The sequence below is a fragment of the Tabrizicola sp. BL-A-41-H6 genome (assembly GCF_050632395.1).
Lineage (GTDB): Bacteria > Pseudomonadota > Alphaproteobacteria > Rhodobacterales > Rhodobacteraceae > JAUYQR01.
This window is the reverse complement of sequence record NZ_CP192600.1, coordinates 3,943,812-3,968,796: the sequence shown is the minus strand read 5'-3', so window position 1 is coordinate 3,968,796 and position 24,985 is coordinate 3,943,812. Positions and strand designations below refer to the sequence as shown.

Annotated in this window: 22 protein-coding genes and 1 pseudogene; 14 read left to right on the top strand and 9 right to left on the bottom strand. The window is 62.0% G+C overall.

What is annotated here, in order from left to right:
* Positions 1-67 precede the first annotated feature (67 nt).
* Both ACROUL_RS19540 and ACROUL_RS19535 read left to right on the top strand, forming a co-directional pair.
* On the top strand, positions 68-1,633 hold the full coding sequence (locus ACROUL_RS19540; RefSeq protein ID WP_431301091.1) for an AAA family ATPase: 1,566 nt from the start codon (positions 68-70) through the stop codon (positions 1,631-1,633).
* A 564-nt stretch (positions 1,634-2,197) separates the two neighbouring features.
* The gene (locus ACROUL_RS19535; protein WP_431301090.1) at positions 2,198-2,623 is read left to right on the top strand and encodes a DUF2267 domain-containing protein; all 426 of its coding nucleotides are present in this window, start codon (positions 2,198-2,200) and stop codon (positions 2,621-2,623) included.
* A gap of 77 nt (positions 2,624-2,700) precedes the next feature.
* Here ACROUL_RS19535 and ACROUL_RS19530 read toward each other — a convergent pair whose 3' ends face one another.
* Together ACROUL_RS19530 and ACROUL_RS19525 are read right to left on the bottom strand one after the other, a co-directional pair.
* Positions 2,701-3,375 carry a phosphoribosyltransferase gene (locus tag ACROUL_RS19530; RefSeq protein WP_431301347.1) on the bottom strand — a complete coding sequence of 225 codons (675 nt, stop codon included), beginning with the start codon at positions 3,373-3,375 and terminating at the stop codon, positions 2,701-2,703.
* Entirely contained in the window at positions 3,356-3,865 is a 510-nt protein-coding gene (locus ACROUL_RS19525; RefSeq protein WP_431301089.1) for a host attachment protein, read from the bottom strand. The genes ACROUL_RS19530 and ACROUL_RS19525 overlap by 20 nt, the downstream gene beginning before the upstream one ends.
* Before the next feature lie 281 nt (positions 3,866-4,146).
* Between ACROUL_RS19525 and ACROUL_RS19520 the strand changes: the two genes are divergently transcribed.
* The 5 genes from ACROUL_RS19520 to ACROUL_RS19500 all read left to right on the top strand — a co-directional run bounded on the left by ACROUL_RS19520 (position 4,147) and on the right by ACROUL_RS19500 (position 11,846).
* Entirely contained in the window at positions 4,147-4,404 is a 258-nt protein-coding gene (locus ACROUL_RS19520; RefSeq protein ID WP_431301088.1) for a hypothetical protein, read from the top strand.
* 6 nt (positions 4,405-4,410) lie between these two features.
* A complete protein-coding gene (locus ACROUL_RS19515; protein ID WP_431301087.1) occupies positions 4,411-5,355 on the top strand; it encodes a CobW family GTP-binding protein in 945 nt (314 codons plus the stop codon).
* 514 nt (positions 5,356-5,869) lie between these two features.
* The gene (locus ACROUL_RS19510; protein WP_431301086.1) at positions 5,870-6,997 is read left to right on the top strand and encodes a substrate-binding domain-containing protein; all 1,128 of its coding nucleotides are present in this window, start codon (positions 5,870-5,872) and stop codon (positions 6,995-6,997) included.
* A 93-nt stretch (positions 6,998-7,090) separates the two neighbouring features.
* The gene (locus ACROUL_RS19505; RefSeq protein ID WP_431301085.1) at positions 7,091-10,633 is read left to right on the top strand and encodes an ATP-binding cassette domain-containing protein; all 3,543 of its coding nucleotides are present in this window, start codon (positions 7,091-7,093) and stop codon (positions 10,631-10,633) included.
* A 28-nt stretch (positions 10,634-10,661) separates the two neighbouring features.
* Positions 10,662-11,846, top strand: a complete 1,185-nt coding sequence (locus tag ACROUL_RS19500) for an epoxyalkane--coenzyme M transferase (RefSeq protein ID WP_431301084.1) — start codon at positions 10,662-10,664, stop codon at positions 11,844-11,846.
* A gap of 44 nt (positions 11,847-11,890) precedes the next feature.
* On the opposite strand, the gene ACROUL_RS19495 is transcribed toward ACROUL_RS19500, so the two are convergent.
* From ACROUL_RS19495 to ACROUL_RS19475, 5 genes are all read right to left on the bottom strand, one after another.
* The gene (locus tag ACROUL_RS19495) at positions 11,891-12,661 is read right to left on the bottom strand and encodes an SDR family NAD(P)-dependent oxidoreductase (RefSeq protein WP_431301083.1); all 771 of its coding nucleotides are present in this window, start codon (positions 12,659-12,661) and stop codon (positions 11,891-11,893) included.
* A gap of 130 nt (positions 12,662-12,791) precedes the next feature.
* Positions 12,792-13,679 (bottom strand): NAD(P)-dependent oxidoreductase, encoded by an 888-nt coding sequence (locus ACROUL_RS19490; protein ID WP_431301082.1) that lies wholly within the window; start codon positions 13,677-13,679, stop codon positions 12,792-12,794.
* Positions 13,680-13,723: 44 nt separating this feature from the next.
* Positions 13,724-14,527: a 3-oxoadipate enol-lactonase gene (pcaD, locus tag ACROUL_RS19485; RefSeq protein ID WP_431301081.1), complete on the bottom strand. Its 804-nt coding sequence runs from the start codon at positions 14,525-14,527 to the stop codon at positions 13,724-13,726.
* On the bottom strand, positions 14,524-15,636 hold the full coding sequence (locus ACROUL_RS19480) for an LLM class flavin-dependent oxidoreductase (RefSeq protein ID WP_431301080.1): 1,113 nt from the start codon (positions 15,634-15,636) through the stop codon (positions 14,524-14,526). The genes pcaD and ACROUL_RS19480 overlap by 4 nt, the downstream gene beginning before the upstream one ends.
* Before the next feature lie 85 nt (positions 15,637-15,721).
* Positions 15,722-16,672 (bottom strand): LysR family transcriptional regulator, encoded by a 951-nt coding sequence (locus tag ACROUL_RS19475; RefSeq protein WP_431301079.1) that lies wholly within the window; start codon positions 16,670-16,672, stop codon positions 15,722-15,724.
* A gap of 104 nt (positions 16,673-16,776) precedes the next feature.
* Between ACROUL_RS19475 and ACROUL_RS19470 the strand changes: the two genes are divergently transcribed.
* The 5 genes and pseudogenes from ACROUL_RS19470 (at position 16,777) to ACROUL_RS19450 (ending at position 21,324) form a co-directional block, all read left to right on the top strand.
* A complete protein-coding gene (locus tag ACROUL_RS19470; protein WP_431301078.1) occupies positions 16,777-17,319 on the top strand; it encodes a flavin reductase family protein in 543 nt (180 codons plus the stop codon).
* 21 nt (positions 17,320-17,340) lie between these two features.
* Positions 17,341-17,958, top strand: coding sequence for a carboxymuconolactone decarboxylase family protein (locus ACROUL_RS19465; RefSeq protein ID WP_431301077.1), 618 nt, complete (start codon positions 17,341-17,343; stop codon positions 17,956-17,958).
* Between the two features lie 212 nt (positions 17,959-18,170).
* Positions 18,171-19,559, top strand: a complete 1,389-nt coding sequence (locus ACROUL_RS19460; RefSeq protein WP_431301076.1) for an amidohydrolase family protein — start codon at positions 18,171-18,173, stop codon at positions 19,557-19,559.
* 26 nt (positions 19,560-19,585) lie between these two features.
* The gene (locus tag ACROUL_RS19455) at positions 19,586-19,891 is read left to right on the top strand and encodes a zinc ribbon domain-containing protein (RefSeq protein ID WP_431301075.1); all 306 of its coding nucleotides are present in this window, start codon (positions 19,586-19,588) and stop codon (positions 19,889-19,891) included.
* A 207-nt stretch (positions 19,892-20,098) separates the two neighbouring features.
* Positions 20,099-21,324: pseudogene (locus ACROUL_RS19450) on the top strand (IS3 family transposase).
* A gap of 748 nt (positions 21,325-22,072) precedes the next feature.
* Here the strand turns inward: ACROUL_RS19450 and ACROUL_RS19445 are convergent.
* Positions 22,073-22,288 carry a hypothetical protein gene (locus ACROUL_RS19445; protein WP_431301074.1) on the bottom strand — a complete coding sequence of 72 codons (216 nt, stop codon included), beginning with the start codon at positions 22,286-22,288 and terminating at the stop codon, positions 22,073-22,075.
* Positions 22,289-22,336: 48 nt separating this feature from the next.
* Positions 22,337-22,801 (bottom strand): VOC family protein, encoded by a 465-nt coding sequence (locus tag ACROUL_RS19440; protein ID WP_431301073.1) that lies wholly within the window; start codon positions 22,799-22,801, stop codon positions 22,337-22,339.
* Positions 22,802-23,034: 233 nt separating this feature from the next.
* Between ACROUL_RS19440 and ACROUL_RS19435 the strand changes: the two genes are divergently transcribed.
* Together ACROUL_RS19435 and ACROUL_RS19430 are read left to right on the top strand one after the other, a co-directional pair.
* The gene (locus ACROUL_RS19435; RefSeq protein WP_431301072.1) at positions 23,035-23,646 is read left to right on the top strand and encodes an HdeD family acid-resistance protein; all 612 of its coding nucleotides are present in this window, start codon (positions 23,035-23,037) and stop codon (positions 23,644-23,646) included.
* 360 nt (positions 23,647-24,006) lie between these two features.
* The gene (locus ACROUL_RS19430; protein ID WP_431301071.1) at positions 24,007-24,654 is read left to right on the top strand and encodes a DUF1194 domain-containing protein; all 648 of its coding nucleotides are present in this window, start codon (positions 24,007-24,009) and stop codon (positions 24,652-24,654) included.
* Positions 24,655-24,985 lie beyond the last annotated feature (331 nt).

The following is a 24,985-nucleotide window of genomic DNA, read 5'->3' as shown; positions in this document are numbered from 1 at the left end:
TCAAGGCAAGTGTCGGCGAATTGGGGTCAGCTTGTGCGTGGGCACGTCAGCAGAAAGCATTTCCAAGATGTCGAGGACCGATGGCAACGTGCAGAATGACGTGATCCGCTTCCTGCAGTCAGGCGCGGCATTTTCCGCGCGCGGTCCGGTGCATCACGTCCAGACCCATTGCGCGCACGTGTTTCTGGGCGGTGACGTTGCGCTGAAAATCAAGCGCGCGGTGCGCTACGACTACCTTGACCAGTCCACACCCGACCGCCGCCGCGCCCTATTGGAACGTGAACTAGCCCTGAACAAGCCGGCCGCTCCGATGATCTATCGCGATCTGGTGGCTGTGACACGAGCCGCTGACGGTGGCCTTGCCCTCAACGGAGTCGGAGCACCCGTGGAATGGGCCTTGCGGATGCATCGTTTTGCCACCGATTGCGAAATGACCGCCGTGGCCGCCAGTGGTCGCTTGACTGACTCAGTCGCCGAGGCCTTGGGACAGGCCGTGCATCGCTTCCACGCCACTTGCCCGGTGCTTCAGGACAAGGGCGATGACCTGATCCGCGACATCCTTGACGAGTTGGGCCGCGTGCTGACCCCACTTGGTGGATTAGCCGGCAGCGGACTGGTTGGTGCGTTCCTTGAGCAGTCGCGGCAGCACCAGTCCACCCTTGCACCGATGCTTCGTGAACGGTCTGGTGCCGGTCACGTCAAGCGGGTGCATGGCGATCTGCATCTGCGCAATCTTCTCTTGATCGGCGGCCAGCCCGTCCTGTTCGACGCGCTCGAATTCGATGAACGTCTAGCCACCTGCGACGTGCTTTACGATCTTGCCTTCCTGCTGATGGATCTTTGCCATCGCAAGCTTGTGCGTCAGGCGAACCTTGCGATGACCGCCTATCTTCTGGCGGCAAAGGGGACCGAGGATCGTGGACTGACAGCGCTGCCGCTATTCATGTCCGTCCGCGCAGCCATTCGTGCAATGGTGCTGCTGCAGACGGATCAGGTCACGGGACAGACCGGCACATCGTCAGTCGAGGCAATTCAATACATGTCGCAAGCTGTAAGCTATCTTGCGCCGTCAAACCCCGTGCTGGTCGCGGTGGGTGGGATGTCGGGAACCGGCAAGACCGTCCTGGCGCGCGATCTGGCAGCGGATATGGGGCCGTGCCCCGGTGCGATCCATCTGCGTACCGACACCGAGCGCAAGGTGAATACAAGCGGACTGGACTACTCTGCGGTCGCGCGCGCCTCGATTTATGACCGAATGTTCACCCGAGCGGCCAACCTGCTGTCGGCTGGGAAAACCGTCATTCTGGACGGGACATTTCTGAACGAAACCCAGCGCATCGCCGCCGAAACGCTTGCCAGCCGCGCAGGCGTCAGCTTTTGCGGGCTTTGGCTAACCGCCCCGCAATCCGAGCTTGTGCGAAGGGTCACATCGCGACGCGGCGATGCGTCCGATGCCGACGCCGGAGTGGTTGCCGCTCAGGCCTCCTTGCCCGAGGCATCGGCGGACCAAGGGAAATGGCAAAAAATTGATGCAAGTGGCAGCCCGCAAAAAACGAGAGACGCTTCAAGAGCGGCCATTGGAAACGTCTTTGGTCCTGTTGACGGCGCGACGGTCCATCGCCAACGGCCCTGAGCTGTGACCAGCATCTAAAGCACGGCTGTTTCTGAACGGACTGTAGATAGCGCGCCAGTTCAACAACTCGTCCCCGCGCGATCTATTCCGCTCCAAGGATTGCGGCCGTCTTGTTCGCCTTTGCGTGGAACCGGCTCGCGAAGAGGGACGACGCCTCCAAGCGCGACGAATCCATGGATCGCCAGATACGGCTTCGCCGGCCGCGCCCGAGCAGACTTTCGTGGCCCGCAGGATGTGTTCCAGTTCCGGCTTTGCCGCAGGCCGGATGCCGTGCCGATCACCCGCGATTATCTGTACTCGCCCGTGACGCAAACGTTGGCACATGCGGCGGAATAAGCGCACCTGCGCTCCCGGCCGCTTGGGATTGCCTGGCGGTTCCGCCATTTGATTGATCGTCCGGCTTCACGTCCCGTCCTGGAACCCAGCGTTACGGCCCATTGACGGTCGTCAATGATGGAGCAATCGCGCGGGCGCTAACTGAAAGGGGTCGTGCGCGCAGGTATTCCGATCAGTTCGGTCAGACCAGCGCTCCGCGTGACCGCACGAGACAGGCAGGAGTGCGACATGAAAACGACCGGGATCATCGCAATCGACCACGCGCCGCAGGTGGTGGCGGAATGGCTCAACTTGCTGCAGGACGATCTGGGCTGGTCGGACCGCGGCAGGGCATATCTTCTGTTGCGGGAAACCTTGCACGCCATCCGGGATTTCCTGAGCGTGGACGAGGCGGCAGACCTTTCCGCGCAACTGCCGCTTCTGATCCGCGGCATCTTCTTTGACGGCTGGGTTCCGGCAAAGACCCCTACCGCACTGCGGTCAGCCGACGATTTCCTCGAGCGCGTGACTAAGCACTTTGCAGACAATCCGCTGGTGGAACCTGATGTTGCGGTCGCTTCGGTGTTTGCGGTGCTGCGGCGGCAGATCAGCGACGGCGAGTATCGGCAGGTTAAATGGGCGATGCGCAAACCCCTGCGTGATCTGTGGATGTGATGACAACCCACCTGTCGCCGATTCCAGACGATTGACCCAAGCGGGCAATGGTCGGCCTGACCGAAGCGCTCTGCCTATCAGGGTGCGCGCTCCCTCGGCGCGGGTTCGGACCCTGACGCCGCGAGGATGGCGCGCACCTCTTCATCGCCAAGCTGCGGAAAATCGATGTAGTGCTCGCCAACCGCGGAAAAGTCGAAGGGCGCGGATAGGCAGACCGCTTCGTCCGCAAGTCGTGCCATCCAGTCCAGCGCATCAGGTGCGGCGACCGGAGCGGCGACAACGACGCGACGCGGGGTGTCGGCCCGGACGGCGGCGACCGCCGCTGCCATCGTGGCCCCGGTGGCGATCCCGTCATCGACAAGGATCACCACCTTGTCTTTCAGCGCCCCTGGCTGCAGTCGCGTGCCCCAAAGCGCGCGGCGGCGCGCCAGTTCCGCCCGTGCAGGTGCCGCCTGCGCCTCGACCGTCGCTGCATCAATGCCGTAAAGGTTCACCACTTCGCCGTTCACGATCTGCGTTCGCCCCTCTGGCCCCGCAATCGCACCCAAGGCCAGTTCCGGGTTCCCCGGCATCCCGATCTTGCGCACAAGAACGATGTCCAGCGGGGCCTTCAACTCGCGCGCCACCTCATCCGCGACCGGCAGCCCGCCGCGCGGCAGCCCAAGCACGATTACATCCGGCCCCGCCAGATGCCGAAGAGCGCGCGCCAACGCACGCCCCGCCGCCCGTCGGTCAGGAAAGCGCTGGTCCATCATGCAATTCGCGCGCGACCACCGCCGCAAGGTCATGCGTCGAAAGGTGCAACAGGTTCTTTGGCACCTCGCGGATGACCAGTTCTGCTAGCGAAGGTGGCATCATCTGGCGCAGGTGTCCCAGCACGTCGTGTTCAGCAAAGATCGCCAACCGGTTAAAATCACCGGCGCGGCGATGACTTTCCAGTAGCGAAATAACCTGACGAATGAACTCCTTCTGGTCTTCGGCGACCGGATCGCTGGCGTATTCGATCGCCGATCTTCGCCCTCCCCCCTTGGATGCAAACGAGCGGCCAGGTTTGTCAGACATGATGTCACGCAGATTGCGCGCTTCGGACCGCAGGACCAATTCGGCAGGGGCATCACTCTCGTGGCTGTAAAGCCCACGTACGACCCGACACCGCGCGCCGTTGATAACCAAAGCCCATTTCTTCGACGAATCCGTTTTCATGGTGTTGCAATGCTCCAATCCGATACGTTTGTTCAGCATCGCCCGACTCTCTCGCTTTTCGCATTGATCTCCGTCATCCGCGGCGGCTTCAAGTTGCTCCCCCCGCAGTTCGAAGGCACCGAGCTTCGCAGTCTGATCTGCAGGCCTATAGGGTGCAGCCGGGCGCGGCCAACACACCGACCCCGACCTACCTAGCGACTTACCTGGATAGATCCGTTCGATCTCAAGTGGCGCTACAAGTCTGGCCATAGGGCGGGCTGGCGCCCGTGCGCGCTTTGGGCTAGCGTGGGTCACCAGAAGATAGAAACGGTTGTCACGCCATGTGTTCCGCCTGTGAGTTTCGCGCCGCGACTGTTGCGGTGCAAGACCGCTTTGCCCATCAGGACCGGACGGATCAGGTGGCCGCCCGGTTTCTGGCGGCTCATGGGCTGACCCTTAGGCGGGACGGGGCACAGGTTCTGGTCGTAACGCCGCAGGGTAACACTGCGAGCGCATTGGATCTGGACGGACTCTGGGCCGCGGCAGAGCGGCTGACCGGGCGGAGGATCGACCCGATCCTCGCCGATGCACGGGCCTAGCGGCGGATGCTGTCTGACGACCGGATCCAGTTGACCGTACTTGCGGGCTTTCTTGGGTCGGGTAAATCGACTTGGCTGCGCCATCAGGTCCGGCACGGAGTCTTCGCCGAGGCGCAGCTGGTGGTCAACGAGGCTGCGGGTACGTCGGTTGACGACATCCTTATTCCCGGCGCGACGGTAATCGCGGGGGGCTGCGTATGTTGCTCTGCGCGGGACGATTTGCTGGCCGTGCTGCGCGAGCTGTGCACGACCATGGGGAAAAGCGGCGCCCGACGGATTGTGCTGGAAACCAGCGGCCTCGCCGACCCCGGCCCTATGGTTGATGCGATCCGAACTGATGCCGGCCTGAACAGCCAGCTTGTGGTCAGCGAGGTGCTGGTGGCCATAGACGCTGCGCAAGGGCGCGACCTGCTGCGCGCCGAACCGCTTGCGCGGCGTCAGGTGGGGGCGGCCGATTGCCTGATTGTAACCAAGCTGGATCAGGGAGATCCGCCCGACACGGCGGCCCTGCTTGCGACTCTGGATCTTCTAAACCCGCGCGCCGCCCGCTTTGGCGCAGTCAAGGGGGCGGAAGTGCAACTGCCCGACGTCGACGGTGCCGTTCCCGACGATCCGGATGCTACGGCAGACGCGGGCCCGGTCTTTGCCACAACGCTATCGCTGGACGGGGTGGACTGGGCAGCCTTCGAGGTCTGGCTGTCAGCCTTGCTGCACGCTCGGGGCGACGATGTGCTGCGGGTGAAGGGAGTGGTGCGCAAACCGGGCGGGCGGTGGCTTGTGCAATCCGTGCGGCGCACCGTCTATGCCCCTGAAGCGCTGCCGCACGACGGGCCGGGGGGTGACAACACCGTCGTGGTGATCGGGCGCGGCTATGGCGCCGCTGACCTTGCAGCTTCGCTCGCGCTGTTCCGGGATGCGGATCCAGACAACCCGTGGCATCAATTTCCATGATGGATCGGGCGGAACCGAACCGGTGGGTGGCAGCACTTGGCCCGATAGGCCCGATTTGCCGTGCAGCAGGCGTTCCGCGCGGGGCATAATCGTCGCATCCGCATTTGCCCAACAGCAGGTGCACGCAGTGAATGCGGCCTGCCGTATAGCGCTGAAGAAGGGCTTCGTGCTGATTGCCGGAAGGATCTAGGCCTGCGGGTCATCGCTGCCATGGCATAAGCCCTGCGCGCGTGGTCTGGGCAGAGCCGACACCTTGCCGCTTTGCTGCGACACCCGGCTATCACGCTTCCTGATGCCATCCACCAGAACTAATGATTTCGTTCTGCGATCAACCGCGGCCTATAGATTAACCCTACAAGCGAAATGTGCCCTGCGGGCTGGTTTTGCCTCGGACGAAACGCAGCACCTTCTCCGGAAGGCCATATCGAGAACTGCGGCTGTCTGCGGAAACTCTGGCACTTTGAAAACCGGGCGGCGCCTGACCTGATCTACAACAAAGGAGGAGCGTATGCGAATGTTCGATAAGGCTTTGACTGCGACGGCTGTTGGGGCAGCAATGCTGCTGCTGGGGGCGGGAAATCTAGTTGCGGAGCCGCAGTTCGTGGGTCTTGACATGGCGCCGACCAAAGTTGGCACCATATCCGATATGGCCAACATGGCCGACTTCTGCGGCACCAAGCCGATCAAGGTCGCGCTCTCGGATGGTTGGGGCGGCAACGGCTGGCGCAAGATCGTGCGCGCCGAGTTCGAGGATGAAGCGGCCAAGTGCCCGAATATCACCGAGGTCCGCTACACGGACGGTCAGGGAAACCCGCAAAAGCAGATCGCCGACATTCAGGGCCTGATCGCCCAGAAATTTGACGTGATCGTTACCTATCCCGATGGCGGCGAGGCCATCCTCAAGGCGATGAATCAGGCGACGCAGGCTGGCATCGCGGTGGTGCCCTATGCCGTGGGCGAATCCTTCCCCGGCACGCCAGGTGAAGATTATCTTGTCGTGACGACCGAAAGCGTTGTTGGCGTCGGGACCACGCTGGCGGACTGGACGGTCAAGAACCTCAATGGCAAGGGTAACGTCATCGTTCTGGGCGGCACGCCCGGCAACCCGACCAGCGCTGCGATGGCGGAAGGCTGGAAAGCGGTCTTTGCGCAAAATCCCGGCATTACTGTGCTGGAAGGTCCGGTCGATACCAACTGGGATCCGGCCGAAGCACAGCGCGTAATGGCTGGGATGCTGGCGAAATACCCGCAGATCGACGCGGTGATGAGCGATTACGGGCAGGGGTCGATGGGCGCGCTGCGGGCGTTCGTCGCTGCGGGTCGCCAGATTCCGCTCTGGCCGTCGCAGGATGCCAACGAGTTGGGCTGCTTCTGGAAAGCCAACAAGGACGCAAACCCGAACTTCAAGCTCGCCGCCGTGACAGCCCGGACTTGGATGGTACGCGTCGCTCTGCGCAAGGCGGTCGCCGCCGCCCAGGGTCTGAGCAACACCGAGCCGAGCATCATCCAGTTGCCGCTGGCTGAAGACAGTGCCTCGGGCGATCCGGCGCTGGAACCGAAGTGCAGCGACAAACTGCCGCCGGATGCGATCCTGTCCAGCATGCTGCCGGAAGACAAGCTCGTCGAACTGCTCGCGAAGTAAACGACCTGCTGCAATGATTGCCCGCCCATCCCCGATCGTTCGAGGGTGGGCGGGTTCATTGAAACGACCCCCAATGCCGGAGGCTGGCCCGAGATGACTGACAACGCCGAGACCACAGCGCCCCGCGCACCTGGTCTTTTTGCCCAACTGCGTGGGCGGGTTCTGAACACGCTAGGCGGCCGGGCCGTTCTTGCTACACTGATCTTGATGATCGTCGGCGGAGCGGTCTACCCGATCATGCTGTCAGGGGGCACCTTTCTGTCGCTGCTGCCGTTCGTGGCGACACTAGCCATCGCATCCATCGGGCAGCATCTGGTAGTCCAGCAGCGCGGGCTCGACATTTCCATAGCTGGGACAATGTCGCTGGCGGCGGTGATCGTGACCAAGCTGCCGGAAGGTGGTGCCAGCACGGGCGAACTGATGTGGTTCATCTTTGTCGCACTGGCGATGGGGATGATCGTCGGGCTAATCAACGGGTTGATCATCACATTGCTCAAGGTGCCGGCGCTGGTCACCACCATTGGCATGAACTCCATCCTGTTCGGTGCGGCGCTGAAGATATCCGGCAGCGTGCCGAGCCAGGCGCCGCCGCAACTGGCAAACTTTGCCATCAGCCTGTCGCTGGGTGTTCCAAACACGGTGTGGGTTGCGATCCTTGCCGCGGTGATCACCATATTCGTGGTGGACCGCACGACCATCGGGCGGCGTTTTGTGGGCGTCAGCGTCAGCCCTGCGGCGGCCTTTGCGGTGGCCATTCCGGTGCGGCTGTACCGCATTCTGACCTATGTGTCAGCGGGGCTGCTGTATGCAATCGCCGGGGTGATTATGGCAGGCTATCTTTCTGTGCCGAATATCTTTTTTGGCAACAGCTACATTCTGGCCAGCGTTGCGGCGGTGGTGGTCGGTGGCAACTCGATCGCCGGGGGAAGCCGAGGAAGCCTGTTTGCAACGGTCGTCGGCGCTTTCTTTCTGACCTATCTGGGCCAGTTGGTGCTTACGGCGGGTCTGGACAAGTCGACGCAGTATGTCGTGCAGGCATTGATCGTGATCGGCGGCGTCGGCCTGCCGATGCTGATGCGGCGCACCCGGTCGGCTGGCCCGTCGGCGCCCACTGCCGCCGCCATTCGCGCAGAACCGGCGCGTGTCGCGGCGTCGGGTGCCGCGCCGATCCTCGAAATGGATAATGTCCGCAAATCCTTTGGCCCGGTCGAGGCGCTGAAAGGTGTGACCTTCCGCGCCTATCCGGGCGAGGTGCATGCCGTTCTGGGCGAAAACGGTGCCGGCAAATCCACCATGATCAACATTGCGGCGGGGGTCCTGCGGGCAAGTTCCGGCACAGTGACGCTGAAGGGTGAAGCCGTGACCGCGCTCGGCCCGCACGACCGGCGCGAAAAGGGCATCTCGGTGGCCTATCAGCATCCGGCGCTGGCGCCTGACCTGACCGTGTTTGAGAACTTGCAGCTTGCCGCGCCGGAGATCGCGCCTGCCAGGGCGGCCGAACTGATCGCCAGCATCGCCACCGCCCAGCTTCGCATGGCTGTGCACCAGCTGGTAGGGGACCTGTCTCTGGCGCAGTTGCACGTGGTGGAAATCGCCCGTGCGCTGGCCACCGACCCGGCCGTCCTGATCTTGGACGAACCGACCGAGCCGTTCCAGCATGACGACATCCGCCAGCTGTTCGCGCTGATCAAATCGTTGCGCGCGAAGGGGGTGGCGGTCATCTACGTGTCGCACCGCCTGCACGAGGTGACCGAGCTTGCCGACCGCATCTCGATCATGCGCGACGGAGAGATGGTCGCCAGCCGTGACGCCGCAGACATTTCCGACAGCGAGATGATCAGCCTGATTGCGGGCCGTCCGCTGGGTCAGATATTTCCTCCCAAAGGGACGGGCGCCGGGCAGCCGGTGCTGGAGGTTTCCGGCTTTGCCGGCAATGGGTTCGCCGGCGTCGACATGGTAGCCCACGCCGGCGAAATCATCGGCCTTGCCGGGGTCGAGGGAGAGGGCCAGCGCGAGTTTCTGCGCGCTCTGGCCGGGGTCAATCCGCATACTGCCGGACGTCTGGTGTTGAACGGACAGCCGATCGAGGCCACCGGTCCCGCAGCGTCTCGGACGGCGGGCATCGGTTTTGTGTCGGATGACCGCCATGCCGAGGGGTTGTTCCTGAATTTGTCGGTGCGCGAAAACCTGGGCATCGGCGTGCTGCAGCAGGTGTCGCAAGGCGGGCTGATCAGTCGGGGCAAGGAAACCCGGCTGGCCGGCAACGTGGCGGCACAGTTGCGCATCCGCACGCCATCGGTCGAGGCTTCCGTGGCCGATCTTTCGGGCGGCAATCAGCAAAAGGTGCTGTTCGGTCGGGAAATCTCGGCTGGACCCAAGGTGCTGCTGGTCGATGAGCCGACCAAGGGCGTCGACATTGGCGCGCGGACCGAGATTTACCAGCGCCTGCGCAGCCTTGCCAGTGAGGGCACGACGGTAATCATTGCCGCGTCCGACGGGGTGGAGCTTGAAGGGCTTTGCGACCGCGTTTTCGTTTTTGCACGGGGCAGCATCCAGCGCGAACTGACCGGCGCCGATGTAACCGATACCGCGATCACCGAAGCGAACCTGACCGCCACCGCATCGCGCGCTGCAACCGCAATCAAGTCGTCGTCGGCGGGATGGTGGGGCAAGTTCCTGAAAAGCGATCATTTCCCGGCCTTGGTGCTGATCGTGCTGACGGCAGGCATCGCACTGGGAACCAATGCAGTGAACGAATTCTTCCTGTCCGGGTTCAACATTGGGCAGATGCTGGCCCTGCTGGCCATCCTTTGCTTCATCGCGCTGGCTCAGTTCTCCACCATCGTTGTCGGGGGGATCGACCTTTCCGTCGGCCCGCTGGCCGGGTTCGTTGTGGTCATGGCTTCATTCCTGATGCCGAGAGAGGCGTCGGGCCTGACCCTTGCTGGCAGTGCGGTGCTGATGGTCGCCCTGTGCGCCGCATTCGGCTACCTGCAAGGGGTGTTGATCACCATGGTTAAGCTGCCAGCCATCGTGGTGACGCTGGCCTCGTTCATCGGGTTGCAGGGGGTGTCGCTGCTGCTGCGCCCACGTCCGGAGGGTACGATCAGCAACTCCGTGTCCGAGGTGTTCGGCTACCCGATCCTGGGCGTCCCGGCGGGGATGGTCATGGCTTTTGTAGCGGTGGTGGTGTTCGAGGTGGTTCTGTTTCGCCGTGCGGCGGGGCGTCAGTTGCGCGCCGTCGGGTCCAACCCACTGGCCAGCCTGCGCCTTGGCGTCGACGTGGGCCGCGTGGTGCGCATCGCCTTCACGCTGGCAGGGGCATTCGCCGGCGTGGCGGGGCTGATGCTGGCAGGGCAGATCGGCATCGGGTCTGGCACGGTGGGCGTGGATTACAGCCTGATGAGCATCACCGCCGTCGTGCTGGCCGGCGTCAGCGTGGCGGGCGGACGCGGATCGGCAGTTTCGGTGCTGTTCGGTGCGGCTTTGGTGCAGGCGACGACAAGCGCCTCGTCCTTCCTTAACGCCGATTCTTCTTGGCAATACACGGTGGTCGGTGCGATCACCCTTGTAGGCGCATGCCTCTTCAGCATTGCCAGACGAAGCGGTGCCGCCGGGCCAAAGCTTGCACATTGACGCTTTTGAAATCGGGGGAGAAGACGACGTGAAATCCAGTACAGACCGCATACTCACGACCCATACTGGCAGCCTGCCGCGCACAAAGGCGCTGTCATCATTGCTGGTGAAACGCGAACAGCGCAAGCCCTTCGACAAGGCTGCACTCGCCGCCGAAATCGACGCCAATCTGGATGCCAACATCAAGCGGCAGGCGGCGTCGGGGGTTGATATCGGCAATGATGGTGAAACCCCGCGCGTCGGTTTCTCGACCTATACCACCGAACGGATGACAGGCTTCGGCGGCGAGTCGCTGCGCAAGCCGACGCTGGATGCCATCAAGTTTCCGGGCTTTGCTGATTTCATGAAACGCCAGATCGGCATCGCCGATGACCTTGCCAAGGTCTGGAACGCGCCGCAGTGCGTCGACAGGCTGACCTACGACCCCGATTTGACCGAGGCCCGCGAGGAGGCCGATCTGTTTCAGGCCTCGTTGAAACGCACCGGGGTCAAGTTTACGGAAAACTTCATGTCCGCCGCATCGCCGGGGATCGTGTCGACCACCATGCTGCTTTCGCCGAGAAACCCTGTCTATAAGACCGATGAAGACTACGTGATGGGGATCGCGAAGGAACTGAAGAAGGAATATGACTTCATCGTCAGTCAAGGCTACGTGCTGCAACTGGATGCGCCCGATCTGGCGATGGAACGGGTGATCATGTACGGCGATCAGCCGCTGAGCGCGTTTCTGGACCGTGTTGCCCTTCATATCGAGGCGATCAACGTCGCCACCGCCGACATTCCGCGCGACCGTGTGCGACTGCATGTGTGCTGGGGCAATTGGAACGGTCCGCACCAGGACGATGTGGACATGAAGGATCTGCTGCCGCTGCTGTACAAGGCAAAGGTCGGCGCTCTGTCGATCCCGGTCGGCAACCCGCGTCACGAACACGAGGTCGAGGTGTTCCGCACCCAGAAGTTGCCTGACGGGATGTTGCTGATCCCCGGCGTGATTGACGTTACCACCAACTATCTGGAACACCCCGAGGTCGTGGCGAACCGGATCTGCGCGGCGGTGTCGGCGGTGGGCGATCGGGAACGCGTGATCGCAGGCACTGACTGCGGCTTTGGCACCTTTGCCAGCTATGAGTTCATCGCCGAAGACATCGTCTGGGCCAAACTCGAAGCGCTGTCGCAAGGCGCAGCGGTGGCAACAAAACGCCTGTGGAAATGACGATGCGGCGACCGCCCGGGAAGGGCGGTCGCCGACACCGAGCGTCAGAAGCCCAACGAAAAACCTTCGTCCAGGGTCAGGATGGCGCCGTGGACCGGCTTGCTGTCGTCGGACGCCAGATAAAGGATAGCCTGCGCCATTTCCTCGGGCTTGGAGTAGGTCCTCCCTGACGGCGTGCGTGCGGCCATTGCGTCGATGAACCCTGCGTATTGCGCCTCCGTGCGCAGGTTTTCGTTCATCGGCGTCGCCGTGTTGCCGGGTGCAATGGCGTTGACATGCAGGCCGTCGCGCCCGAATTCGATGGCCAGTGACCGTGTCAGCATGTTCACCGCCGCCTTGCTGGCGCAGTAGACAGCATAGTTCGCCAGCGCCATCGATCCCAGAACCGACGAGACGTTCACGATCCAGCCGGTCTTTCGCGCCCTCATCGAGGGCGACACCGCTGCGATGGCGTTCCAGGTGCCCTTGACGTTGATGTCCATCACATTGTCATACGTCGCTTCATCGGTCGCCCCGTTCGGCGTGGGCGGAAAGACCCCGGCCGAACACACCAGAATGTCGATCGGGCCATGTGCCTTGGTGGCTTCGGCTGCCACGCGGGCGATTTCGCCGGCATTGCGGACATCGGCCACATGCGCGGTGGCAATGCCACCCGCCGCGCGGATCTGCGCCGCGATAGCTTCGGCCTTGGCCAGATCGCTGCTGGCAACCACGGCGACCTTCGCGCCTTCGCGCCCGAACAACCGCGCCGTCTGTTCGCCGATCCCTTGCGAGCCACCGGTGATCAAAGCAACCTTGCCTTCCAGTTTCTTCATCGCGAACCTCCCCTACGATGCGTCCTGCCGGGAATTTCCCGGTGCCGGACTGTCAGAACCTTAACAACGACGCTCCCCCGAGAGTGAGCGAAAAAGCACAACCTCGCCTACCCGTGGCCGACCGCTGCGTTCAGCCGCCACGCGTGAGGCCGGCCATGGTTTCAAGTACCGCGCAGACAGCCGACACATCCGCGTCCGGGTAACTTCCCCCTCCCGCAAGATAGATCGGCAGGCTGGCGCTAAGAAGTGGAGTCGGGCAATCGAGATCCATCGCGAACTGGCCGATGATGCCAAGATCCTTGTAATACATCGGAAAACCGGCAGTTACGGGCTTGTAGTTGCCGGACGCCATCATCGGACCGCGCACTTCCAGCATCCGCGACCCACCTGCGCCCAGTTTGACCACATCGACGATCTGTTGCGGGTCCAGCCCCGCCTTCATGCCCAGCACCAGCGCCTCGGCCGCCGCGACGTTGTGAATGAACACCAGAAGGTTCGCCACGTACTTCATCTTGCTGCCGTTGCCGATGGCACCCAGATCGAACGACGCCTTTGCAAAGCCCGCGAAGATGTCGGCGCAGGCGGCAATGGCTGCGCTGTCGCCGCTGGCATAGACCGTCAGATCACGTGTGCGCGCCTGCGCACCCGTGCCGCTGAGCGGACAATCCAGCAGGATATGGCCGCCTGCCGCCAGTGCCGTATGGGCGGCAATCTTGGCGTCCACCTTCAGCGTGCTCATCTCGACGATGGTGCGGCGGGGCGTGCCGGCAGCCAGAATTGCCCGCACGGTTGTGTCCAGCGCGCCTTCGTGCGGAAGGCTGGTCAGCAAGGTGTCGACTTCCGCCACCAGATCACCGATCGACGCCGCAATGCCGACCCCCACCGCAGCCATCGCGTCGCGTCGTGCCGGGTCAACATCAAAACCGATGACGTGGTAGCCCGCAGCCATCAGGTTGGGCGCGATGGCGCCGCCCATGATGCCAAGGCCCACAAGGCCGACCTTCTTTTCCACGCTCATCCCCACTTTCCTTTGCACAGTTCAGTCTGAATCTGGCCACGCCGTCAGTCGAACAGAAAGCCGGTGACGACGGCGTTGAACGCCTCCGGCGCTTCGATGTTGGAAATGTGCGCCACATCGGGAAGCACGACCAGCGCAGCGCCTGGAGTGGCCGCCTGCATCTCGGCCATAGCGGCGGGCGGGGCTCCTGTATCTTCGGCACCCGCGATATACAGCATCGGCACGGCGATTTCGCTCAGTCGTGACAGATAGGCCAGTCCCTTGAGCGCCGCTGTGCAGCCCATGTACCCCTCGGGCGAGGTGGCAAGGATCATCCGCATTGCATGACGCGCGAGCTCGGGGCGCAGGTTACGCGTCGCGGGAGTGAACCACCGATCCACTGTGTCGTCGGCAACGGCGGCCATTCCACCGGCGGCCACAGCGGCGGAGCGCTGGTCCCACATGGCAATGCCGGGCGGCGGAAACGCCGCACGCGCATTGGCGCAAACGGCCCGGTGCACACGGGCGCCGTGGTCGATTGCCAGGCCAAGCGCGGTCATGCCTCCCATCGACAGGCCGACGATGTCGGCAGAGTCGATGCCGTAATGATCCATCAGGGCGATCACGTCGCCGGTCAGATCCTTGAAATCATAGGGGCCGGGCGGGGCGCTGTCGGCACTGGCGCCGTGGCCGCGTGTATCATAGCGCAGTACCCGGCGTTTCGCGGTCAGCGCGGGCAGTTGCGCCTCCCACATCGACATGTCGGCGCCCAGCGAATTCGACATGATAAGCCAAGGCAGCCCCTCGGCACCGTCGACGCGCGTCGCCAGGGTAGTGGCCGAGGTCTGAACCATCACCGGCGCTGTCATGCCGACTTGACCTGCGCTGTGCCACTTGAGATGGCCGCGTTGATCCTCGGCATCACCTGTTCGGCCATCAGCCGCATGGAGCGCCTTGCCAACCCTGGATCACGCCAGTCGTGCCCGGCATAAACCAGCGTGCCGAATGGCCCCACCTCTTCGCGGAAGGCAAGGACCTTGTCGGCCACCTCGTCCGGGGTGCCCCAAATCACCAGTCGGTCCATCACATGATCCAGCGTCAGATCGGAATCGGCCATGTTCTGATCTTCCTTGAACAGATTGGACCGGCCGTTCTTGACCAGTTTGGTGAACAGCGACGAAAAGTAGTGCACATAGGGGCTGTTCGCACCGCGTGCATAGTCGTACGCGGTCTGGCGATCTTCGGATACGAAGATGCTCTTGGCCACGCGCCAGTTGGCAAAATCGGTGGGACGACCACCCATCTTGCAGCCTTCGTCATAACTGTCGCGGTGGGTTGCGACCCATTTCGGCATCAGGAAGTTGGCTGAGATCGGTTCCCACCCGCGCGCGGCGGCGGCCGATACGCCCTTGGAAAACGGTGCCACGGCGGTCACCACGATGGGCGGATGGGGGCGTTGCAGCGGCTTGGCAACGATGCCCTGGCCGATGGCGGGGACCAGCTGGCGTTCGGTCGTGATCTTCCAGTATTTGCCCTCGATGTTGTAGGGCGCGTCGGTGGTCCAGAGCTTCAGCACTGCGTCGATGCCTTCAAGAAACATCTCGTTGCGGTTGGCGTCGAGGTTCCCGAAGATCTCGGCGTCTGACAGAAGTCCACCTGGGCTGATGCCGAAGTTGAATTTTCCGTCCAGCAGATGATCCAGCATGGCAATCTGGGCAGCCACATGCGCCGGGTGAGAGTTGGGCAGGTTTACCGTGCCGGTGCCCAGACGCATGGTCTTGATGCGCCCGGCCAGCGTGGCCAGAAACACGATGCTTGAAGTGATGTTTTCCGCCAGGTCGGTAATGTGTTCACCGACGTAACCTTCGGAAAACCCAAGCTCATCCGCCAGAAGGAACGCGTCTTGATCCTCGCGGAGCGTTTCACGCCAATCACGACCAATTGGATGAATCGGCATAGTGAAGAAACCAATATCCATCGTTTCGCGCTCCCAATGTCCTCGACCGGTCGGACGTTAGTAGAAGCGATCCAGAACGAATACTCATAAGTTCTGATGTGGGCGATCAGTCCTTGTGATGATCAAGTTCGGCGGCCATGGCGCCGGTGGCCAGCCACAATTCCTTCAGCTTGCGGTATTGCGTCTCGATTCCCTCCAGAAAGAGCGCTGCCGCCTTCGGCATCGCGGCCTTGGCGGGTTCGATCACCACATAATCCACCGTCAGCGTCGGGTCGATGATCGGGTGAAGCGAGCGCACCGTGCCATCAAGATCGTTCACGCAGATGGTTTCGGGCAGGATAGTCACGAAGTCGGAATGTGACACGAACTCCAGCGTGGCGATCATCGCATCCATGTTGAGGATGGTGGCGATGCGGATGCCGTGCAGTTCGGCATAATTCTCGAACGCCTCGCGCCGGGCGTTGCCGCGCCCTGGCAGCACCAGTTTCAGGGGCGGCAAATCAGCCAGTCGCACTGGCGCCAGATGCGTCAGCCCAGATCCCGGCTTGCACACCAGAATCTCGCGGTCTGACCCCAGCAGATGGGTCCGGATCCCGTCGCGGTGCGGCGCTCGGGGCACGATAGCGAAATCGTAGGTGCCCGCCGCCACGCCTTCTGTCAGCGCGGCACTATAGGCCTCGACCACGGACACCCTAACGGTCGGGTATTCAGCGATGAACGCCCCCAGCGTGGGAGCCAGCACGGCGCGAGTGAATGTGGGCATCAGGCCAACCGAAAGCTCGCCGCCGACTCCGGTCTTCAGCACGCGGATATCTGCGTCGATCTCGTCTAGCCGGCGGATCACTTCGACGGAAAGTTCATAAAGGCGATCGCCGGCAAAGGTGGGCGTCACCCCGCGCGCCGACCGGTCGAACAGCGAAAGTCCAATGCTTTCCTCCAGATGCTGAGTTTGCATCGAAAGGCCCGATTGCGTAGCGTGCAGCCGCTTGGCCGCCTTGGAGAATGACCGTTCCTCGTAGACTCCGACAAAGGTCACAAGATGGCGGAGGTTGAGCATGTCATCACCGTTTCTGATGCCAGAGGTCTAATATTATCATTTCTGGGTATGCCGCAACTGTCTTATGTCAGGCCCATGCAATCACTTTCAACGGTACTGGAACCATGACCCGCATGACAGACCCTGACACGCCCGCCAGATCGACCAGCGGATCGACCAGCGTGCCGGCGGTCGATCCTGCCGCATTCCGGTCGGTCTTGGGCCGCTTTGCCACAGGTGTCACGGTGGTCACTACCGTGTCGACCGAAGGCAAGCCGGTCGGCGTCACGGCCAGTTCGTTTAACACACTGTCGCTGGACCCACCCCTGATCCTGTGGAGCCTTGCGCTGAAGGCACCCAGCTTGTCCTCTTACAGGTCGTCAGGGCGGTTCGCCGTGAACATACTTGGCATCGATCAGGCGGCGGTGGCGTTGCAGTTCGCGCGTCCGTCAAATGACAAGTTTCGGGGGATCGCCACCATGCCGGGCCTAGGCGATGTGCCGCTGATCGCCGATGCCATCGCACATCTGGAATGCGAGGTGGTACGCCGCGACCCGGGCGGCGATCACGAGCTGTTCATCGGCCGGGTTCTGCGGGCGGCCGCCGCCGACCGTCAGCCACTGATCTACGTGACCGGCAAGTTCGGTCAGTTCGAGATGTTTGCCTGACCGCCAGAAAGGAACTCTGCCATGTCGCTTCGCCCCCCCGTTCTTGACGAGGCCGCCCTGTCGTCTGATCAGCGGTCGGTGTTCGATGCCATCCGGTCCGGCCCGCGCGGCGTTGTGGAAGGGCCTTTACGGGTGTGGGTGCAAAGCCCCGAACTGGCACGACACGCGCAGGCGCTTGGCGCCTATTGCCGCTATGGCACACGGCTGCCGCCCCGGCTGTCGGAACTGGCAATCCTGATCGTGGGCGCTGATTGGCAATCGGGGTTCGAATGGCACGTCCACGCTCCCATTGGCCTTCAGGCCGGTCTTGATCCGCGCGCGATCGAGGCGATCCGACGCGGACAGACCCCGGTGCTAGATAGCGAGACCGACCAGGCAGTGTATCGTTTCGTCACGGAATTGCTGACGACACGGCGGGTCTCAGACACAGCCTATGCCGATGCGTTGCGGCTGGTCGGGTTGGAGGCCACGGTCGATCTTGTAGGAATTCTGGGGTATTACACGCTGATCTCGATGACCATCAACGCCTTCGAGGTTCCGGTTCCCCGCGGGGCGGAAGAGCCCTTCGGCCCCGCTTGGACAGACCCCGAACCGGCCGATGCCGCAGCGTTTCGCAGCCCGCCGCGCGTCGGACGATGACAATGAGGGCATCATCCCCGCGGATAGAGACTATCATCTATCCTGATTTGAAACGCCCGAATCCTGCTGCTAACCGTATGGCAGAGAGGGCAGCGCGGGCGTTTTGCACCCCTGCGGCGCAGCAGTTCCGCAACCCCACCAGAGAGGGGTTTTGGCAGTGTCATGACCCGCGTCGCCCGCGCAAGACCGTTCGAAACAGGGAGGAATGAACTATGGCTCGGACCGTGATCCGGAATGCAATCGTGCTGTCGATGGACCCCAAGATCGGAGAACACCTGTGCGCGGACGTACTGATCGACGGTGAAAAGATCGCCGCCGTGGGCCCGAACCTTGGGCCGGTTGACGGCATCGAAATCGACGGCAGCAGTTCCATTGTCATGCCTGGTTTCGTCGATACGCACCGCCATACCTGGCAGTGCCTGATGCGAAACGCCGCAGCCGACTGGACGCTGGCGCAATACTTTGGCGGCGTGCGCGGCGTGATGGGCGGGCTTTACACCGCCGACGACATGTATGTGGCCAACTATATCGGCGCGCTGGAGGCGCTGGATGCCGGCATCACCACGCTTGTGGACTGGTCGCACAACACGAATTCGCCCGAGCATGCGGACATGGCCGTTAAGGGCCTCAAGGACAGTGGCATCCGCGCAGTGTTTGCCTATGGCAACGCCAACAAGGAATGGTTCCCCATCAGCGACCTGCCATCGGATTTCGACGATGTGGCACGGGTGCGCAAACAGTATTTCAGCTCGGATGACGGGCTGGTGACGATGGCGTTTGCTGCGCGCGGGCCTCAGTTCGCCACACTCGACCAGACCGAGCGCGATTTCCGCATGGCGCGTGATCTCGATCTGCCGATCACGCTGCACGCGGGTGACGGGCTTTGGGGGCTTAACAAGCCGATTGATCAGCTACATTCGCGCGGGCTGCTGGGGCCGCGGACGACCTATGTGCATTGCTGTACGCTGGCCGACCACGAATTTAAGATGATCGCTGACACAGGCGGCTCGGCGTCCCTTGCTGCCGAGGTCGAGCTGAACATGGGCCACGGCAACCCCGCCACGCTCAGCTTCCTGAAATACGGCCTGCGACCCAGCATCTCGATCGACGTGTGCACCTCGGTCGGGGGTGACATGTTCACCCAGATCCGCATCCTGCTGGCCGCGACGCGCGGCGTGGTGAACGCCGAGGCGCTAACGCAGAACCGACTGCTGGACCCGCTGCCGCTGACCGCCCGCGATATGCTGGATTTCGCCACCCTGCAAGGCGCCAAAACCGCGAACCTGGATCACAAGACTGGCTCTCTTACCCCCGGCAAAGACGCCGACATTGTCATCCTGAACACCGACTCGCTGAATATGTTCCCGATCAACAACCCCGTTGGGGCCGTGATTGCCGATGCGCACGTGGGCAACATCGACTCGGTCTTCGTGCGGGGCCGCGCGGTCAAGCGGCATGGCAAGTTGGTGGATGTGGATGTCAAAGCGCTGCGCCGTCGGATGGAGGCCAGCGTGGACGGCCTGTTCGGCCGCGCCGGCGTGCCCCGCGATGGCAACTGGCTACCGAAGCCTTATACCGGCGGCACCACCGTCAAGGACTGAACGGTCTTCTAAGCGAGGTGCTAGCCATGCCCCACTATACCTATGCCTGCGTTGACTGCGGTCCATTTGATATGTTCCGCTCTATAGCGCACTTTGCTGCCCCCTGCGATTGTCCAACGTGCGGTCAGTTGGCAGAGCGTCAGCTTGCCGGGCCGATGCTCGCGGGGGGAGCACAGCCAAAGCCGGCAATGCCGGCGGGCACCAGGGCGCATCGGGCAGGGTGCGGGTGCTGCGGCCCGGTGATGTCGAAGACGGCATCGGCAGCGGCTCAGGCCGCTGGAGCCCCGATGACGGCCCGTGCCAGGCCCTCATCGTTCCTTTCGGGCGGCTAAGTTAGGCGTGCGGGGGAGGGGACAACCCTTATCCTGCAGGGAGTTTCGGCAATCTTCAAAAGCGAAGCTGCCATGATGTGGCCGTGGCCCCCTATGATCTCGTCCGTTTAGGAAAACAAGACCGGGATCGTCCAACCGAACTGGTCTGCCCCCTGAAAAGTGGTCCTCCCTGAGGTATTGCTTACGAGCCATTTGGAGGATGCAGGAATGCCCCAGAAGAAGCACGAGCCGGAGGAGATCGTCGCAAAGCTGCGGCAGGTCGACGTGTTGGTATCGCAAGGCCAGTCTGTGGCCGAAGCCGTGCGCTCGATCGGCGTGACGCAGTTCACCTACTATCGGTGGCGCAAGGAGTTCGGCGGGCTGAAGACCGACCAGGTGAAGCGGCTGAAGGAGCTCGAGAAGGATCGAGCCATTGAGGCGCCATTGGTTCGAGCCCAATGGCGAGGGAGCGACTTCGGAAGGCGATCTCTGACCTGACGCTGGAGAAGCTCATCCTGCGGGAGGCGGCATCGGGAACCGAAGGTCCGCGTAGCGAAACTACTGAGCCCCGCCCGTCGCCGTGCTTGCATCGAACATGTCAGGCAGCGGTTCCGGATCTCGGAACGGTTCGCCTGTCGTGTCCTCGGGCAGTATCGCTCGACACAGCGGAAGATGCCGCAGGGCCGGGCCGACGAGGAGGCTCACCGCGGACATCATCGCGCTCGCCAGCCAGTTTGGTCGCTACGGCTACCGCCGGATCACGGCTCTTCTCCGCGAGGCGGGCTGGGCGGTGAATGTGAAGCGGGTCGAGCGGATCTGGCGGCGGGAGGGGCTGAAGGTGCCTGCGAAACAACCGAAGAAGGGCCGGCTCTGGCTGAATGATGGGTCGTGCATCCGTCTTCGGCCTGAGCGTCCGAACCACGTCTGGTCTTACGACTTCGTTGAAAGCCGAACCCACGATGGAAGGAAGTTCCGCATGCTCAACCTCATCGACGAGTTCACCCGGGAGTGCCTGGCAATCCGGATCGACAGGAGGCTCCGATCGACCGACGTCATCGACGTCTTGTCCGATCTCTTCATCCTGCGCGGCGTGCCGGATCACATACGGTCCGACAACGGCCCGGAGTTCATTGCCAAGGCGGTGCGGGAGTGGATCGCCGCCGTGGGGGCGCAAAGACCGCCTATATCGAGCCTGGCAGCCCCTGGGAGAACGGCACCTGCGAGAGCTTCAACTCGAAACTCAGGGACGAGCTGCTCAACGGGGAGATCTTCTACAGCCTCGCCGAGGCACGGATCGTCATCGAGTCTTGGCGCCGCCACTACAACACAAAGCGCCCGCACTCATCACTGGGTATCGCCCGCCAGCTCCCGAGGTCATCCAATGGCCGGCTTCGCCATCCGGAGCCGCTCCGCCGGCCACCCCAGCCGTAACGCCAAGACCCGTCATGCACTAAGACTGTAACCGGACCACTCGATCGGGGCAGGCCAGGAACGGCAGTCGTAAATCTCGCCCGGGCCGGTTGCACCGTCGCGGAGATTGCCAGCATCACCGGGCACAGTATTCGTGATGCCGAAAACATCCTGTCGAAGCACTACCTGTCCGCAGACCGCGAACTGGCCGACTCCGCAATGCAAAAGATGGAGACATACCGCGCCATGAAACGCAAAAGATCGAAGTAGAATAAGGCCAGTAATCAGAGATCTCTATACCACTGAAGCTGCACAAGGGGCTCCGCATCGCGGGGCCCTTTGTCGTCTTATGTGGTCAATCTCTCGTTGGTTGGGTTCTGGATTACATCCGCGTCGAGGGTCATTGTTCGATTTGAACTGCCGACTTTGCGACGCGGCCTACTGCGGATTCCGCTAAAAAGTTGGACCGTTACCAGACCGTCTTCTCCAAAACTGCAAAACGCCCTGTAAAACCGACCCCGAGCTGGCCTGGCCGCTTCCTGTAAGTATTGGATTTTGTGAGGGGGGAACCCACACTGGATCAGTAAGCTTTTGTCTTAAAGCGGTAAAAAATCATTGTCTCCTTCCGATACCCCCAATGATACCCCCAAACCTGCGCCGATGTTCACAAATGTAGGTGTTTTTGGAACTGAACAAACGATGAAGCCTCCTTGTCAGCGCATCCAAGCGCCTTCGCGCCGTCGGCGCAGTAACCGAATTTCAGTCGAAGGTAATGAGGCGGGTTTGATCTGTCTAATCCATCTGCATTGGCGTCGCGAATTGTCCAATGACGTAGATTAAGAACGCGTCGAACTTGGGGGCACCGCCAGTCTGCTTGCCGTCCCAAGCGAAGGCGACGACGGTTTCGACGCAACCGGCCCATACCTGCCGGTCGACCTCATCCCATGCTGCTTGGCCGCGCACCCCGAAGCAGACGTTGGTCGGTGCTGCAGCATTCTTGCGCCGCATGTGACCGCTATGCGGGACAAAGCAGTCACTTGCGGTTAGGCATCGTCGTCAGTTCAGAATTTCCTCCAGCTCAAAGAGGTTGCCCCAGGGATCGGCAAAGAAAGCGATCCTCCTGGAAATCGCTTCAACATTGAACGGCTCGGCTAAGACTTTCACCTTGCGCGCCTTCAAATTCTCGCCCGTCCTGTCCACCGAGGGCACGGTGAAGCAGACATGATGCAGGCCCTGAAAGCCAAATGTCGCCACAAAATCCGACTCGGCACTTGGTGACGCCTCTGGGTCATTTCCGCCGACGACCTCAAGAATCGTCCCATCATCGCAGGCAGCTGCCAGATACCCCATCTGAACTCCCAACATCGGCTCAGGCCACTCGTGAACCACGCCAAAATCCAGCTTGCCGACCAACCACGACTTTGCGGCCTCGTAGTCAGGAACGCGGAGGCAAACGTGAGCGTGTCGTAAGTCAGCAAACGTCGCGTCGGGCGATTTGGGCGGCAAGTGGAATGCGGTCATGGCGAAGCGCCTCCGGTTGATTATCCGGAGACCGTAGCATCAATGTGGCGTCAGCTGCTAACCGGACGTTACGCCGATTTCGCGCTATAACAGGACTGCGGACGAAGCTGCCGTTGACTATTGGCGCCGGGGGATTGAACGAGCCCACCCAAATGACGAGCAGGGTTCGACCCGATCGATTTTGTGCTACTGCGGGATCAGGAGCGGACTCAATCCTTTTGCGGGGAAAGCCTATGGAAGACCCAAAACTGAACCTGGGAGATCGGCGCGCGGAATTGGCGCAGAAGGCCCGAGCCACAATTGGCAAGAAGGCATCAGAGCTCTGGTGGACCTTTTTTGTGCGAGGCGGCATTGCGCTTCTTCTGGGCATCGCGGCGCTGTTTTGGCCGACCTCAAGCATTTCCATCCTCTTGCGCCTTTTCGGTTTGTTTCTGGTGCTTGATGCCGCGTTCTGGATCTTGGGCGCGCGCAGGACATCGGACGACATGGCCAGCCGCGCCCCAGGGCTCCTGACCGGAATTATTGGCGTGGCACTTCTGTTCGTCCCGGCGACCTCGGCACGGTTGGTATTTGTACTGATGGGGGTCTGGGCGCTAGTAACTGGCGCCGGCTATCTGCTGAAATGGTGGCGCGCGCCATCAGAGGACCTCGCGCGCGACAGTGCGCGCAACGTTGGTCTGTTCGCGCTTGCAGGCGGCTTTGTGTTGCTGCTCTGGCCCGGGACCGGAGTGGTGGCATTAGGCTGGACGCTGGCGATCCTGGCCTTTGCGGTGGCGTTGGTAATGTTTTTTCTGGCCTCCCGATTCCGCCGGATTGACCAGCTTCTAGGGTCGAAGCGGGAATAGGGCCCTATCATCCTGCTGCCGACCCTGGCCGGGACAAGCAGCCGGGACAATCAAGGAGATACCAGATGCAGTAGGGCAGGACATGTGAATGTCCCGTCCTACCAGAGGTCGCTTCTCACGACACCGGTCCGGGTGCCGACAGAAACATTGGGAAGAATCAGTTCTTAGTGTACACATCGCTTCGTTAGAACTGGACGAGTCCAGACATAAGACCTCCGCTGAGATCAGATCTTCTTGCTGCGGCGCGTCAGTAGGTGGCGTGGAGCAACGCCGGCAATCCCGCCGGATAGCGCGAGGTACTCCATGTGCCATTCTTGGCGTCTGACGGCCAGTGTCCTAAGCCTTAGCCTGATTGCTGGGATGGCTGAGGCGCGGTGTGCCGATCTTGCACTCGTACTCGCCATCGACAGCTCCGGCAGCATAGACGACAGCGAATACGCACTGCAGCGCCACGGTTATGCGAACGCCTTTCGCACTCCGAAGGTTCTGGCAGCGTTGCAAGGCGCGGGCACGGTGGATCTTTCCGTCGTGTTTTGGGGCGACAGTGCAATGCCGGTACAGGTTCTTCCTTGGCAGCGAGTCGATCGACGGAAAGGCGCCGAACGACTGGCTGACGCAATTGAGGTGGCTCCGCGCCAGGTCACCGGTAATACTGCCATCGGCAACGGCCTCTGGGTGGCACTTGATCTTCTGGATGACCCCACGCGATGCGCCTACCGATCGCTGATCAATGTTTCGGGCGACGGAGTGGAGTCGCTTGGCCCGAGGCCCGACGGCATCACCCTCCATCACTCCCGGGAGCGTGCGCGGGCAGAGGGCGTGACCATCAACGCGCTGGCGATTTCGGACAAGAACGGCGTACTGGCCGACTGGTTTCGCAAGGAAGTGATCACAGGGCCGGGCTCATTTGTCATCCAGATTACGACCTTCGCTGACTTCGCCGACGCGATCGCCGAGAAGATTGCACGCGAAATCGGCCCACCGGCGCTGGCCGCCCTCCAACCCTGAATACCCAGACAGCGGGCTGGAAACATTTGCAGCTTTCAGAGTGGCATTGTCAGAAGAAACTTCCTTAAAGCGGGCAGACCACAATGGCAGCTATCCAGGAGTTCTGCCGATGCGATGCTATCTCTGCTTGGGGCAGCTTTCCGCCCTTAAAGCATCGACAGCAAGTGGGAGAAATCGGATGTCCTCAACTTTGGGGAATTGGCCGTGATCTTTGGTAACGCCAAGATGAGAATGGCCTTTTTCAGCCGCCCCACCACTTCAGCAACATCCTAGTGGTCGGAGAAGACAACTTTCGGATCATGGCAAGCGCAGCCAGCGCAGCCGAAAAAGA